The organism is Enterococcus sp. AZ119 (genome assembly GCF_050546175.1).
GTDB classification, from domain to species: Bacteria; Bacillota; Bacilli; order Lactobacillales; family Enterococcaceae; genus Enterococcus; species Enterococcus faecalis.
Genome location: NZ_CP172951.1, coordinates 2,492,371 through 2,508,267, shown reverse-complemented (window position 1 = coordinate 2,508,267; position 15,897 = coordinate 2,492,371). Strand labels below are relative to the sequence as shown.

Sequence of the window (15,897 nt, the reverse complement as noted above, 5' to 3'; positions counted from 1 at the left end):
ATTTTTGGAGGAAAAGAATGAAAAAGAAATTTTTAGCAATGATGGCAGTTTCAATGATGGGACTGTTAATGTTAAGTGCTTGTCAAACAAATAAAAAAACAGCAGATTCTGCAACAACAGAAACAACAGCTAAAACGGAAGTCACAGTCAAAGACACCAATGGTCAATTAACCGTTCCCAAAAATCCTCAGAAAGTCGTTGTTTTTGATAATGGTTCCTTGGATACAATGGATGCACTAGGTGTCGGTGACCGCGTGGTAGGTGCGCCAACTAAAAATATCCCTGCGTATTTGAAAAAATACCAAAAAGTTGAATCAGCAGGCGGCATTAAAGAACCAGATTTAGAAAAAATCAATCAACTAAAACCAGACTTAATTATTATTTCTGGTCGTCAACAAGATTATCAAGAACAATTAAAAGCCATTGCGCCAACCATTTACTTAGCTGTAGATGCCAAAAATCCTTGGGCATCAACGAAACAAAATATCGAAACGTTAGGCACTATTTTTGATAAAGAAGAGGTAGCTAAAGAAAAAATAACTGGCTTAGAAAAAGAAATTGCTGACGTGAAAAAACAAGCAGAAGCTAGCGCGAATAATGCGCTTGTTGTGTTAGTTAACGAAGGACAACTTTCCGCTTACGGAAAAGGCTCTCGTTTCGGTTTAATTCATGATACATTTGGCTTCAAAGCAGCAGACGATAAGATTGAAGCTTCCACTCATGGGCAAAGTGTTTCTTACGAATATGTTTTAGAAAAAAATCCTGGGATTCTCTTTGTGGTAGATCGCACCAAAGCAATTGGTGGCGACGATTCAAAAGATAACGTCGCTGCAAACGAATTGATTCAAAAAACCGATGCTGGTAAAAATGATAAAGTCATTATGCTTCAACCAGATGTTTGGTATCTAAGCGGTGGTGGATTAGAATCAATGCATTTGATGATAGAAGATGTTAAAAAAGGATTAGAGTAAAAAAAGCCTAGGACAAAAATCACTTTGGATTTTTGTCCTAGGCTTAAAAGCTGATAAACGGCGGGAACAAAAGCAACTCCTTCGGAAATAAGCTGAAATTCTCCAAAAATTAAAGAACAATTTTCGGAAATTTCTTCTTATTTCTCGGAGCTAAACACTTCTGTCCCGACCTTCTTAATGAAAAACAAAAAAGTTTTAAATTAAAAATGTGGTTGACGGCCTCGAAAATGTTTGCTAAACTATCCGTAAATCAGTATGATTGATGAAACAAATAAAAGAACAAAATGTGATGAGAAGGAAAGTACTTTTTAAAATAGCTTGCAGAGAGCCTCGTTTGGTGAGAAGAGGTAGTGACGTTAAAGGGGAAAATGGCCTTTGAACAGGTTGGTTGAAGCCGTTCGCTTAAACCAATTCAGGTGCGCCTGTTATAGCGCTACAGTATGATTGTACTGGAAACGAGCGGATCTTTTTTAGCGAAGAGATCAACAAAGGTGGTACCGCGATTGCATAAGCATTCGTCCTTTTTAGGACGAATGCTTTTTTTATTTGTTTAAAAAATATGAGGGGGCAACAACATGAAATTGGGGAAAAAAGTAGTAGGTTTGATTGCAACAGGGTTTCTTTTAGCCGCATGTGGCGGAACCAAAGAAGCGGCAGAGAAAGTAGATTCGGGAAATTTAGCAGCTGAACAAAAAATCAGTATTAGTTCACCTGCACCAATCTCAACATTGGATACAACACAAACAACAGATAAAAATACCTTTACAATGGCACAACATTTATTTGAAGGCCTGTATCGGTTTGATGATGATAGTGCCACGGTGCCAGCTCTAGCTAAAGATGTCAAGATTAGTGACGATGGGCGCAAGTATCACTTTACCTTGCGGGAGGGGATTAAGTGGAGCAATGGCGAGCCAATCACGGCCCAAGATTTTGTTTATTCTTGGAAAAAACTGGTGACACCAGCGACTATTGGACCGAATGCTTATTTACTAGACAGTGTTAAAAATAGTTTTGAAATACGCAACGGTGAAAAGTCAGTCGATGAATTAGGGATTTCAGCCCCTAATGACAAAGAATTCATTGTTGAATTAAAACAGGCCCAACCTTCCTTCTTAGCAGTCGTTTCGATTGCTTGGTTAGCGCCACAAAATCAAAAATTTGTCGAAGCGCAAGGCAAAGATTACGCCTTGGATAGTGAACATTTACTTTATAGCGGGCCATTTACGCTAGCCAATTGGGATGCGACTTCAGATACTTGGACATTGAAAAAAAATCCAGAATACTATGATGCGGATCAAGTGAAACTGGAAGAAGTTGCGGTTAGCACAATCAAAGAAGATAATACTGGGATTAACTTATATCAAGCGAATGAACTAGACTTAGTTCGCATTAACGGACAATATGTTCAACAATATCAAGATGATCCAGGCTATGTCAGTCATCCAGATGTGGCCAACTACTTCTTAGATTTCAACAAAAAAGAAGGAACGCCATTAGCGAATGTTCATTTACGAAAAGCGATTGGCCAAGCAATTGATAAAGAAGCCTTAACACAAAGTGTCTTAAACGATGGGTCAAAACCCCTCAACGGATTGATTCCAAGTAAACTTTATGCGAATCCAGAAACAGATGAAGATTTCCGAGCTTACAGTGGCGAATATTTGAAAAATGACGTCAAAAAAGCTCAAGCTGAATGGACGAAAGCCCAAGCGGATGTCGGTAAAAAAGTGAAACTTTCATTGCTGGCGGCAGATACAGATCAAGGAAAACGAATTGCTGAATATGTTCAAAGTCAGTTGCAAGAAAATCTGCCAGGTTTAGAAATTACCATTTCATCGCAACCAAGTAATAATGTGAACCAATCGCGACGTGAAAAAAATTATGAGTTGTCTCTTTCAGGATGGATTGCCGGCAGTAGTGAATTAGACTCTTACTTTAACTTATATGCGGGAGAATCAAGTTACAATTATGGCAATTATCATAATGCCAAATACGACCAACTGGTAGAAGATGCGCGAACGATTAATGCCAATAATCCAGAGAAACAATTTGCAGAATACAAAGAAGCGGAAGACATCTTGTTGAACCAAGATGCTGCCCAAGTACCGCTGTATCAAAGTGCCTCAAATTATCTAATCAATCCTAAATTGAAAGGCATTAGTTATCACTTGTATGGGGATTATTTCCACTTGCGCAATGCTTATTTAACAGAATGATTCAGGAAGAAGGAGTAAAAAATGGAAAAATTAGTCGAACGATTTTTAACTTACGTGAAAGTTAACACCCGTTCAGATGCCAACAGTCAAACCACACCGACGACGGTCGGTCAAGTGGTTTTAGCCAAAATGATTGAAACAGAACTTCATGAATTAGGTTTGGCCGATGTGCATTATAACGAACAAAACGGCTTTTTAACGGCACGGTTGCCTGGTAACCAACCTGCAGCGAAGAGTATTGGGTTGATTGCACATCTGGATACGGCGGATTTTTCAGCAGAAAATATTCGTCCCCAAGTCATCACTAATTATGATGGCCAAGATGTCCTCTTGAATCAAGAACAAGGCATCGTTTTATCGGTTGCTGAATTTCCCAATTTAAAAGAGTATCAAGGGGAAACGTTGATTACTACAGACGGAACCACACTTTTAGGAGCAGATGACAAAGCGGGAATTGTCGAGATTTTAGCTGCTGTTGAGTATTTTTTGGCACATCCAGAAGTAGCGCGGGGCGATGTTTGGCTCGCCTTCGGTCCAGATGAAGAAATTGGACGCGGGGCCGATCAATTTGATGCGCCGAACTTCCCAGTCGCTTTTGCGTATACAATCGACAGTGGCCGCGTGGGGCATTTCGAGTATGAAACGTTTAACGCTGCTCAAGCTGTGATAACAATTGAGGGAACCAGTGTCCATCCGGGAACGGCCTATGGTTCGTTAGTAAATGCCATTAAATTAGGCGAACAACTTGATCAATCACTACCGCAAAAGGAAGTGCCAGAACAAACACGTGGAAATGAAGGATTTTATTTACTCAATAAATTTACAGGAAGTATTGAAAAAGCAGAACTTGTCTATATCATTCGGGATCATGATCAAGAAAACTTTCAAGCGAGAAAGCAATTTTTGGAAAAACAAGTCCAACGTTTAAATGCGCTGGCGGATAAACCCAGACTAACAATTACTTTCCAAGACCAATACTATAATATGAAGGAAATCATCGAAAAAGATTGGACTCCTGTAGAATTGGCCGTCCAAGCAATGGAAAGTTGTGACATTGAACCAATCATCACACCATTTCGTGGCGGGACAGATGGTTCTAAGATTTCTTTCATGGGCATTCCCACGCCTAATCTATTTACAGGTGGCGAGAATTTTCATGGGCAATATGAATTCATTACCGTTGAATCAATGGCCAAAGCTGTTCAGACGATCATTGCCATCATTCGCTTAAACGCTAATTAAAGAAACACGCAAGGGAAATGCCGATTTTCCTTGCGTGTTTCGCTGTTTTTCGGTAAAGTATGTAGAAAAGTAGGGAGTTTTGCTCATGAATTATCCATTGATTTTTGCAGAAAACCAACGAATCGAAACCGAACGCTTGATTTTAAGGCCCGTCACATTAGCCGATGCAGAGGATATGTACGAATATGCTTCAGATGAGGAAACGGTCCGCTATGTGTTTTTGAAAAACCAAACAATCGCTGAAACAAGACAAAACATTGCTAAATTTTTTATGGGGGAACCTTTAGGAAAATATGGGATTGAAGTGAAAGAAACGGGCAAAATGATTGGCACGATTGATTTGCGGGTCAATGAAACCAATAATATTGGAGAATTAGGCTATGTCTTGAACCGTGCCTTTTGGGGCAATGGCTACATGCCTGAAGCCGCGACGGCGTTAGTTGAACTGGGTTTTGCAAAAATGAAACTCATGAGAATCTTTGCTTTACATGATCAAGACAATCCAGCTTCTGGTCGTGTCATGGAGAAAATTGGTTTTACCTACGAAGGAACACTACCCAATGCTCGAATTAGTAAAGGGAAAATTGTCACAGATGTTTATCGTGGGATGACACTGGAAACATGGCAAAATCGACAAAAATAGAAGCGGAAGACAAGTTAAGAGAGGAATTAGAGAAATGTTGATGTTTACAGAAAAAGAATTCGCAGCCTTTGAAGTTGCTGGATTAGATGAACGAATGGCGGTTATCCGTGCGCAAATTCAACCTATTTTTCAAGAATTAGACACGTATTTTGCCGAACAACTAGCGCCTGAACTAGGAACGGCGTTGTTTGTCCATATTGCGCAACATCGCCGTCGCACCGTGTATCCACCAGAAAATACTTGGTCAGCACTTAGTCCGAATAAGCGCGGGTATAAAATGCAGCCGCATTTTCAATTAGGCATTTGGGGCGACTATGTGTTTATGTGGTTGTCATTCATTGATAATCCTAAAAATGAAAAGCAGATTGCGCAAGCCTTTTTAGAGAATCAGCAATTATTCCAAGCATTACCAGAAGATACGTATGTTTCCTTGGATCATACGGTTCCTCAAATTACTCCGCTGCCAGAAACGGATTTAGAAAAAGCCTTAACTCGTTTTAGAGATGTAAAAAAAGGTGAGTTTGAAATTGGGCGCATCATTCCCAAAGATAGTGCCTTGTGGCAAACCCCTGAAAAAGCACGCGCTTATATGTTGGCAACCTATCAACAACTCCTGCCATTGTATCAATTAGCTGTTGCCCAATAAGAGAAACAGACAGTTATTTTGTGTTTTAGTGTTATTTTATCGAATTATCCAATCGTCAAAAATGAGAAAAGCTCACAATGTTAGTTTTAATTACTAACATTGTGAGCTTTTCTGTGGTTTTTTTGAAAAAAATTAAGGGATGACTGGCTGATTTCTATGGAAAAGTACGTTTTGATAGCCTTTTTTGTTTAAATAACAAGAGTAGCAACCCTTGCTTAATAAGGGATTTTCGCGAATAGATGTTGTCAAATGAAAAAAAATGATGTTTTGAACAAAGAGTTCTTTGCTATTATAAAGGTATGAAAAAGGTTGTTTACGCATTCTTTATATAGAAGAATGTGAATGAGTTAAAAGGAGGTTTTTAAATGAAAAAAAGCGTTATTTAATAATTGCGTGTTTGCTATTTTCCCCTAGTTTTTTTATAAATGTTGAAGCATCTGAGGGTGGTTCTAGTTCGGTGGGAATTGAATTTTACCAAAATCCGGCAACACCCGCTCCTAAAGATGCCCCACCGAAAACAGATGAGCCAGCTGCTGATTCCAAGGAACCAGCTGGTCCTCCGCAAGGAGATCAACGAAGTGGTGGTTCGACACAGACCACCACAACTGGCTCGCAGCTCCCTCGTACAGGGAGCAAGAGTCAGGCAAATCTTAGCATTCTCGGCTTAGCCTTAATCGGCTTGGCAGGAATGGTCCAGAGAAAGAAGGGACGACATGAAGCAAACTAAGTGGCAACGATTAGCAACCATTGGCTTGTGTAGTTCTTTAGTGATTAACGCTTTTTCTGGCGTGACCGCAGTTGCGGAAACAATCACGATTGAAAGTAGTCCGACAGTAGCAAGTAGCGCTAAGGAAGCAACATCAGCAAGTAGCGCAACGCAAGCAAGTACGGAAAGCAGTCAAGAAACGACTGAAACGAGTCGGGAAGCAGAAACGAAGGGAGCGGAGGAACAAGCCGAAGCAGAAGTACAAACGGAAACGCCAGAGGTGAGAACAGATACCACAGAACAACCTGCAGAAAAGAGTAGTGAGAGTGACCGACAAAAGAATATTTCTCCACGTTGGGTGCCGAATAATCAAGTAATTTATCCGAGAATGACCTTTGCTTTTACGGATGAAACAGGAAAAGCTTTCGCTGATGAAAACTTAACGTTATCAGGGACGTATTATAAATTAGCACGTCACGCGGCAACTAGTCAGTGGCGACCATACGCTACTAGATATCCAATTGTTTCTTCTAATGCAGGTGGTGGACAATATCGAGTAGCTGTCAATGCAGCGGTTCCTATGCCGTACGATTTTCTCACAAATTTACCAGCAGGTTACGCTGTGAATATGTACGCGATTGAACAATTAAAGATTGATAACACACTAAAATATGTCGACAGTATTGTTGCTCCGGTCGGTACTATAAGAAGGACTTATTACAGTGATCAACAAGTATCTGAAATACCTCAATTTGGTAATTACGGTAGTGCCAATTTGACTCAGAGGGATAGAACATTTTCTAAAAATAGTGCAAATATCTTTTCTCTAAATTCAGTAGCTTTGGCTCCATCAATTAATGACGTATTAACGATGATGAGTACAGATGGTACAGTGTCGGCACTAGGGAGGGACATAATATTAGTGGGCTTTGACGGCACATTGACGTATCACCAAACAATGAATTACAAAGTCACACGTAAACAAGTCACCGAAAAGTTCGTAGATACTAACGGCGTAGCCATTACACCGCCAACAGGTTTTACCCAAAATAAGAAAACACCAATGACCAGCAATGCTTTCACCTTCAAACAAGCTGGCACCTTGCCAGAGATTTACAAAGCAAGCAACGGCAAAACCTATCAGTTCAAAGGTTGGTACAAAGGCAAAACCAAGCCAAACACCTTGACCACCACCAAAGCACCAAGCTATGCGGTGACTTATAACGATAATGATGATTTGAACGTGGTGTATGAGGAAGTCGTTCCACGAGATACATGGGTTTATCCAGGTTTCTATGCTGAATTTGTCGATGAACAAGGGGAAGCTTTTACTAATCCTTTGACATTTTCAGGAAATTATACACAGTTTTTAAGAAAAAAAATTGTCAATATATTTGAAACAACAGGAAATCTGTATCCGATGATTGGTTCAAAAGATCCTAGTCAATCCAATAAATATAAGATTGAAACACAGTCACGTATTCCAATTTCGGCTACTTATGACGGAAATGTAACAGGGGATGTCTACGATAAGCGTGAATACGGGTTACACGATTTAACAATCACCAATGAGTTGAAATATGTAGATAAGATTGAAGTGATGAATACGTCATTGCAAGCTGCTGATTATCTAGTCGGATATGTTGGTATAGACCCAATCTTGATTGATTTCCCTAATATTTTACATCCTTTAGAAAGAGCTTTTATCAAAAATACTAATCAGAGATTTTCTATTAATGCTATTTTTGGAGCTAATGGATCTGCTTCCACAATACCGCGTTTGTTAAGAATAGGTGGGAAAGATCAGCCTAATCAAAGAAATGTAACTTTGATGGGCTTTGATGGGACTACTAATTACAAACATACGATGAACTACAAAGTCACCCGTAAACAAGTCACCGAAAACTTCGTGGACACCAACGGCACTAAAATCACGCCGCCAACAGGTTTCACGCAAAATAAAAAAATACCAATGACCAGCAATGCTTTCACGTTCAAACAAGCTGGTACCTTACCTGACACCTACACAACAGGTGGCAAAACCTACAAATTCAAAGGTTGGTACAAAGGCAAAACCAAGCCAAACACCTTGACCGCGACTAAAGCACCAAGCTATGCGGTGACTTATAACAATGATGATGATTTGACGGTGGTGTATGAGGAGATTGAGTTTTTTGACTTCCCAGCGCTGACCTATCAATTCGGGTTCGTAGACGAGTCTGGCAAACGAGTAGATGCTTCAACGATTGATTTGACGTATGACAATTGGCATGGAGAACTGTTAGCATCTGTCGATGGTTGGAAAACAACTAATATTGAAAAAGGGCAAGTCGCACTAACAAAAAATAATTTGAAAGAGATTGTTTATCCTAGCCATTCTTTAGAAATAATGAATGGGCGACATTCACAATATAGTGCCGCTAACTTAACATTTAAAATACCCAAGTATTATGAAAATATAAGTGTTTATAATAAGAATGGTACCTTTGATACAGCGTATCCATTTCCGACTATAAAAGTTAATACTTCTACAACTCCGTTAAGTAACAGACCTCAATTGTTTCAATTAAAGAAAAGTAATAATCAATCTTTTATCTTTAATCAAACAACAGCAGCTGCACCAGCAGACGTCCAGGTGCCTTATAATTTACGAGAAATCGTTTATGATCCTGCTGACTCAGTTGACAAAGGATTATATCATATGTTAGATAAACCAATTTACTACTATCTAACCAACCGCAAAGTCACCGAAAACTTCGTGGACACCAACGGCACTAAAATCACGCCACCAACAGGATTCACGCAGGGGAACCAGATTCCCATGACTAGCAACACCTTCAAGTACACAGCCGCAAAAGCCTTGCCAGCAACTTATACCGCAGGTGGCAAGACCTATACTTTCCAAGGTTGGTACAAAGGTAAAACGAAGCCTAATACTTTAACAACAAGCACTACGCCAACATACAATACAACCTTTGATGGCAATGACGACATGACGGCGATGTATAAGGAAGAAGTGCCGAAAGCAAGTGTCGCTTTAACTCGCACTACCGCTGAAACCGTGACTAGCGGCGGCAATGTCACCTGGCGTGCCACAATTACCAATACAAGCCAAGCACCACTAACCACGGCGACCATCAAGAAATCAACCGCTTGGACAACCGGCTTAGCAGCACCAACCGCCATGATTGTCACGCCAGCTGGCGGAACCGCGAAAACAGTTCCCGTCACAGCGACTACGTGGACCAATGGTGTTAGCTTAGGCACTGACATTCCCGTAGGAAAATCTGCCACGGTTCAGTTCACTACGAAAGCGACGGGGACAGCGGGGCAAGTCTTGCGCGCTGGGATTACCACCAGTGGGAATTACAGTGGTGTCTCTGCTTCGGCCATCGTGCGTGTGAAAGACAATGATCAAGCAATTGTAACACCAACGGCTGAAGGCTTCATCAGTGTTCCAACGTTCAATTTTGGTCAAGTTGGGGTAGCGGGAAGCACGCAACAGCACAGCTTGAAAAAAGCCGCTGATTATTATGGCAACGGCACACGCAATCCCTATCTGCGGATCAAGAAAACCCAAGCGAATTGGAGCTTAACGGCGCAACTGTCGCAACCGAAATCAGCGACAGACAGCTTGCCTACAGCAACCCGCTTATTATTAGGGACGGCGCCTGTTTCGAGTTTCTCAAATTACAACCAACCTACCGAGTTGAAAAATGCGGTCGGTACTACGAGTGCCATTAGCTTGAATGCCAACAACACGGCCACTAGGATTATTGCCAACCAGCAATTAACTGGGAGTAATATTTATCAGTTGGACTTCACCTTCAACAATGTCAAACTTGAAGTGCCAGCCAACCAAGGGGTCAAAGGGCAACAATACCAAGCCGCAGTTACGTGGAACTTAGTTATAGGTCCTTAAAATAGTTAAGTTATCATGAGGAAAGCTCAAAATGTTAGTATCGAATACTAACATTTTGAGCTTTTATTTATGAAGATTAAGGAATTTAGTTGAGAATCAGTAGCGAAATGGCAGATTTTCTTGATTTTCGCGCATTTTTCTAGTGAAAAAGTGCTCTTCCGCCTTGGTATAATAGGAATCGTCGGAAAAGTCACTTGTCTGTAGCAAAATTTGAAATTTCAAGTCCGCCTTTTTTTGATAGAATAATGGAGAAAATTAAAAGATGTACATATACCAATGAACAATAAACCAATACATAAAAAGGAGAAGAGCCTTAATTGGGCTTGGCGGGAATGGTACATAGAAAGAAGGAGCAACATGAAACAGATCAAATTTAAACACTTAGCAACATTTGGATTATGTTGCTCGTTATTAGTGAATTCATTCACGGGAGTCACAGCTGTTGCAGAAACTGTGACGAAAGAAAGTAACCAGACAGAAGAAACAGCTGAACCAGTAACAAGTACAGAAACAACAGAAACAGAGAAAAAAGTAGCAACAGAACAAACCGAACAGGCAATAGAGACCAAGAATCAACAAGTACATAACGAAATGGATACTACATTACAGGATACTTCAGAAGAGGACAATCAAGGAGCAACTGTGCAATCAACCGAGGCTCCGACATCCTCCTCAGAGGCAAATTCACCCAAAATTGAGTCGAGAGGAATCCCCTTAAAAACAGTTGTTTATCCGAAAGTTCAGTATGATTTTGTAGATGAAACTGGTGCGCCGTTTACAACACCCTTAGGTTTTTCGGGAAATTATCTAGCACAAAGTGGGGGCTCAGATGGACCTTTACCTGCACCTTATGATAAACTGTATGGTCAGGCAAATGGTGTGGGTTCCTATATTTTAAGTATCAATAATAATGCAGGGCTTCCCTTGACTCCGCAATTCATAGAAAAATATGGTGCTGGTGGAACAACTCCTGGTACCAAGTATCGCGTATCGTTTATTTTAGACAGGTTAACTATTACGACGTCATTGAAATTTGTGGAGAGCATTGAATATGATGCTACAGCAGGCAGTTACTGGTATGTGTATATGTACAAAGGATTTAATACAACGACAGGTATTTTTGACGATAGTATTGAGGAAGGAAGAGTAACGCCAATAAGTGAAACAAATAAGGATAGGACATTCCAAAAAAATACGTTGGGTTCTTTTGGAATCACGCGACCAACTACCTTGTCGATAAACAGTGGTGGCTATCCGGATTGGGTAGCTACCGGATATAACTCTATTGCGTTACGTGGATTTGATGGGACAAATACAATCAAATCAAAAATGGTTTACAAAGTCACCCGTAAACAAGTCACCGAAAAGTTCGTAGATGCTAACGGCGTAGCCATTACACCGCCAACAGGTTTTACCCAAAACAAGAAAACACCAATGACCAGCAATGACTTCACCTTCAAACAAAGCGGTACTTTGCCAAACACGTATCAAGCAGACGGCAAAACCTATCAGTTCAAAGGCTGGTACAAAGGCAAAACCAAGCCAAGTACCTTGACCACGACTAAAGCGCCAAGCTATGCGGTGACCTATGATGGGAATGACGATTTGACAGTGATGTATGAGGCGATTCAGAATCCAGTGACTTTGCCTGATCGCATGTATCGTGTCCTATTTATCAATGAAACAGGAGGTCTGACATTTGCTGATCGTTATGGCTTTACTGGAGAATTAGTTGAGGTTGCGGATGGCAAAGTAACGCCAATTGGCCCAGTTCCGACTAACGATAATAGCGCAGTAAAAGAAATCACTATACCAGGTCGGGTTTTCGATACAGAAAGACCTACACAGTTGCAATATGGAGTTCGCAATGCAACCTTTACGTTGCCCAAAATGTATAAAACCGTAACGTATCAACCTGGCCCTAATTATACAGGTACAGCCTATCCTATTCCAGAAACGTATCGTCTTAGTTTAAGAAGTGGCGTCAAAAGTGACATCGATACAACTGGATGGCGAATTGGTCTTGACCCGACAACAGATCCACAAAAGTTTACGATGAGCGGTATATACTGGTCATCAATGCCTGCAAATGTTAGGCTTGCGACACTACTAAGTGCTACTAGCACTGGTAAAGGAGTAGAACCGATTATCTATACGCTAGATGAAAATGCACGGATGTATCTTTACCTAGAAAATCGTCGTGTTACGGAAAACTTCGTAGATACCAATGGTACTAAAATCACCGCACCGTCGGGTTTCACTCAAGGGAAAAAAACAGTAATTACTAGTGATTCGTACACCTTTAAGCAAAGCGGAGATTTGCCAGATACCTATAAAGTCGGCACGAAAACCTATCAGTTCAAAGGCTGGTACAAAGGTAAAAACAAACCAGACACCTTGACGACGACCAAAGCTCCCAGTTATCCAGTCACTTATAATGATGATGATGATTTGACGGTAGTCTATGAAGAAGTCGTGATGAAAACGTATAATTTACCAGCCAAAGATGTGTACTTTGGTTATGTTGATGAGGCAGGTAACCTATTGAATACAGCAGGCTTTTCTGTAGAAGCCGAATTAGGTGAAAGTGACGAAACTGAATCAACAGTATTAGGGAAAATCCAAGGAACTGATGAAGTGATGAGTAAATTAAAAAAATTATCGATTCCTGGCAAGTCATATGATTTCCCGATAGAGAAGCTTAAGACATACGGTGCAAGGTCTGTTAATCATACGATTCCTAAACAATATAAGACAATGTCGATTACACCGCTAGCTACTTATACGGGAGACAAAACAAAGTATCCTATGAGCAAAGAGGTCCGGAAAAATATAGAAGCGCCATATACGGTTGTTTCTCAAGCTGACGGAGCAGAAGCCTTCAAATTAACTGACGCTGGAACTTTTTTTAGAACCAGACGAGCTTTTTGGACATGGGACCCGAATAACACGTTGTATGCTATGGGAATTTATTCAGGGACAGTCGGAAAAAACTATAACCTAGCTTCTCCAGAGGGAACAATCTACTATTATTTAGAAAATCGCCGAGTCACTGAAAACTTTGTGGATCCAAGCGGCGCTAAAATTACACCGCCAACAGGCTTCACGCAAGGAAAACAAACAGTGATTGATAGTGATAATTTCACTTACGCTAGTACGAAAGCCTTACCAGACACTTATACAACAGGAGACAAATTCTATAAGTTCAGAGGCTGGTACAAAGGTAAAACCAAACCAGGCACCTTGACAACGACTAAAACACCAAGTTACGCCGTGACTTACGACGATAAAGATGACATGACAGCGGTCTATGAGGAAGTCCAACCAACAGCAGAAATGACGGTTAGTCGGTTACTAGAAGTGATCCCAAATGAAGCTTCTATGGTTTGGACAGTTAGACTAAAAAACACCAGTGAAGTTCCATTGACCAACGTTAAACTAGCCCCAACTGCCAAATGGGCGGCAGGTATTTCGGTACCGACACAATTAGCTGTTCGCATTGGTAATACACCAAATAAAATTATTCCAGTGACGGCAGAACAATGGCAAGCAGGGGTTAATTTGGATATAGAGATTCCTGTGAACGGTGAAGCCTTAGTGACAGTGGGTACAGCGAAAATCACGGGAGAACCAAGACAACTTTTAACCGCAGAAATGACAGCTAGTGGAAACTTTTCTGCAGTGACAGCTAGTAACTTTGTACGTATTCAAGGAGAAGATCAAACGATTACGCCAACACCAGTAGAAGAAGGTTTCATTAGTACACCAACGTTTGATTTTGGGAAAATTACGATTAACAGTAGCACTAAGCATTACGGACTGAAAAAAGCAGCTGATTACTATGGCAACGGCACACGTAATCCATATCTACGAATAAAGACAAGCCAACCTAATTGGCAGTTAACAGCACAATTGTCACAGTTAACAGCATCAGCTGATAGTTTGCCAACTAGTACGCGTTTATTATTAGGAAGTGCGGATGTTATAGCAATCGAAAACTATAATCAAGTCACAGAGTTAACAAATAAAGTTGGGGTTACGAAAACCTTAGCTTTGACGAGTGACGGTACATCTACACCAGTAATTCTTAATAACCAATTTACAGGTAATGATGTCTATCAATTAGATTTTGATTTTGCCAATGTGAAATTAGAAGTCCCTGCCAATCAAGGGAAAATAAATGAGAAATATCAAGGAACGGTGACGTGGAACTTAGTCACTGGACCTTAAAAAAATAGTAAACCGCCCCCAAAAAGTTAGACTTTTTGAGGGCGGTTTACTATTTTATGGAAAGCCAATTTTATCTAATGGATAATAACGAAAAGTCAAAACACCTTCCACGCTCGCTTGTTTAACAAAGCCAAAGTAACGACTGTCATCTGAGCGCGGGCGATTATCCCCCAAGACAAAATACATGCCTTCTGGAACGGTCAGGGATTGGGTGGCTTCTAAGGTCTCTAGCGTAAAATCTTGGGTATAATTTTCATTTTTAGAGACATTTCGTTTAGCACTTGCTAAGTAATCTTCACTGAGTGATACACCATTAATATAAAGGGTATCATCGCGATACTCGACTGTTTCGCCAGGTAAACCAATTAAACGTTTGGCTACTCGTTGGCCGTTGCGAGGACTGGGAAAAGCGATAATATCAAAGCGCTGTGGCTTTTTAATCGAGGTCACCCATAAACGGTCGTTGTTATGAAGTGTTGGTTCCATTGAAGAGCCGTTCACCGCAGCAGGGGAGAACACATAGTGTCGAATCAGCAAGACAGCGACGACTAACAAAACCAACTGAACCAATCGTTTTAATAATGAGGACATGGACTTCACTCCTTTGTCCTTTTAGTGTACTACAGACAAGGAAAAGAAAAAAGTTTTCCCCTTAAGAAAGGTGTGCTAAAAAACGTTTCATAAAGCGTTGGCGAATTAAAATACCAACATAAGCAGCTGCGACAGCCTTGATGATACCAGGAATAATAAACGGAGCAAACCCGCCAGCGAAAGCGTTTGGCCACGGCAGATTTGCGGAATATTTCAACCAAATCATACCGAAAACTAAGGTAACTAAGGCGCCAGCAATATTTGCGATAATGGCCCAAGTATAGTTAAAGGTTGTTTTTTCTAAAATATAACCAGTTAATAAGCCGTTAAAGATAAAGCCGATTAAATAGCCGCCAGTTGGTCCAAAGAGTACACCGAACCCGCTAGACATCCCAGCGTAAACGGGTAAACCAATTAATCCTAATAAGAAGTAAATTAAAATAGCGTAGGTCCCCGTTCGCTTGCCCAAAACGGTAGCGGTTAAGCCGATGGCAAATGTTTGTCCAGTTAAGGGGACAATCCCCAATGGAATTGTAAATTGTGAAAGTACAGCAATAATCACAGCGAATTCTGCTGCTAAAATTAAAGAGCGTAACGATGCTTTATTCATAAGAAGCCTCACTTTCTATTGTTAACCAATTATTTTTATTTGGTTAACAATAGTTTAGCGGAAGTAAACAATTTTGTAAAGAGGGCAAAGAAAAAAACCTTGCCCAAGAAAGGCAAG

The 15,897-nt window shown here is 40.6% G+C and carries 10 protein-coding genes and 1 other annotated feature; of the genes, 8 read left to right on the top strand and 2 right to left on the bottom strand.

Annotation, left to right across the window (positions count from 1 at the left end; all coding sequences use genetic code 11):
- Positions 1-17: 17 nt before the first annotated feature.
- The 8 genes from IGL37_RS12155 (at position 18) to IGL37_RS12120 (ending at position 14,579) form a co-directional block, all read left to right on the top strand.
- A complete protein-coding gene (locus IGL37_RS12155; protein WP_002359060.1) occupies positions 18-971 on the top strand; it encodes a siderophore ABC transporter substrate-binding protein in 954 nt (317 codons plus the stop codon).
- A gap of 280 nt (positions 972-1,251) precedes the next feature.
- Positions 1,252-1,497 (top strand) — a binding site (T-box leader).
- A gap of 49 nt (positions 1,498-1,546) precedes the next feature.
- On the top strand, positions 1,547-3,190 hold the full coding sequence (locus IGL37_RS12150; protein WP_002359061.1) for a peptide ABC transporter substrate-binding protein: 1,644 nt from the start codon (positions 1,547-1,549) through the stop codon (positions 3,188-3,190).
- A 21-nt stretch (positions 3,191-3,211) separates the two neighbouring features.
- A complete protein-coding gene (gene pepT / locus IGL37_RS12145; RefSeq protein ID WP_002354968.1) occupies positions 3,212-4,432 on the top strand; it encodes a peptidase T in 1,221 nt (406 codons plus the stop codon).
- A gap of 85 nt (positions 4,433-4,517) precedes the next feature.
- A complete protein-coding gene (locus IGL37_RS12140) occupies positions 4,518-5,075 on the top strand; it encodes a GNAT family N-acetyltransferase (RefSeq protein ID WP_002386268.1) in 558 nt (185 codons plus the stop codon).
- A 34-nt stretch (positions 5,076-5,109) separates the two neighbouring features.
- Positions 5,110-5,721: a YktB family protein gene (locus IGL37_RS12135; RefSeq protein ID WP_080296922.1), complete on the top strand. Its 612-nt coding sequence runs from the start codon at positions 5,110-5,112 to the stop codon at positions 5,719-5,721.
- Positions 5,722-6,106: 385 nt separating this feature from the next.
- A complete protein-coding gene (locus tag IGL37_RS12130) occupies positions 6,107-6,448 on the top strand; it encodes an LPXTG cell wall anchor domain-containing protein (RefSeq protein ID WP_202583910.1) in 342 nt (113 codons plus the stop codon).
- Positions 6,435-10,349 (top strand): WxL domain-containing protein, encoded by a 3,915-nt coding sequence (locus tag IGL37_RS12125; RefSeq protein ID WP_202583898.1) that lies wholly within the window; start codon positions 6,435-6,437, stop codon positions 10,347-10,349. The genes IGL37_RS12130 and IGL37_RS12125 overlap by 14 nt, the downstream gene beginning before the upstream one ends.
- Before the next feature lie 357 nt (positions 10,350-10,706).
- Entirely contained in the window at positions 10,707-14,579 is a 3,873-nt protein-coding gene (locus tag IGL37_RS12120; protein ID WP_430598796.1) for a WxL domain-containing protein, read from the top strand.
- Positions 14,580-14,633: 54 nt separating this feature from the next.
- Here IGL37_RS12120 and lepB read toward each other — a convergent pair whose 3' ends face one another.
- Both lepB and IGL37_RS12110 read right to left on the bottom strand, forming a co-directional pair.
- Positions 14,634-15,170, bottom strand: coding sequence for a signal peptidase I (gene lepB, locus IGL37_RS12115; RefSeq protein WP_002385230.1), 537 nt, complete (start codon positions 15,168-15,170; stop codon positions 14,634-14,636).
- A gap of 61 nt (positions 15,171-15,231) precedes the next feature.
- Positions 15,232-15,780 (bottom strand): biotin transporter BioY, encoded by a 549-nt coding sequence (locus IGL37_RS12110; protein WP_002354975.1) that lies wholly within the window; start codon positions 15,778-15,780, stop codon positions 15,232-15,234.
- Positions 15,781-15,897: the final 117 nt, after the last annotated feature.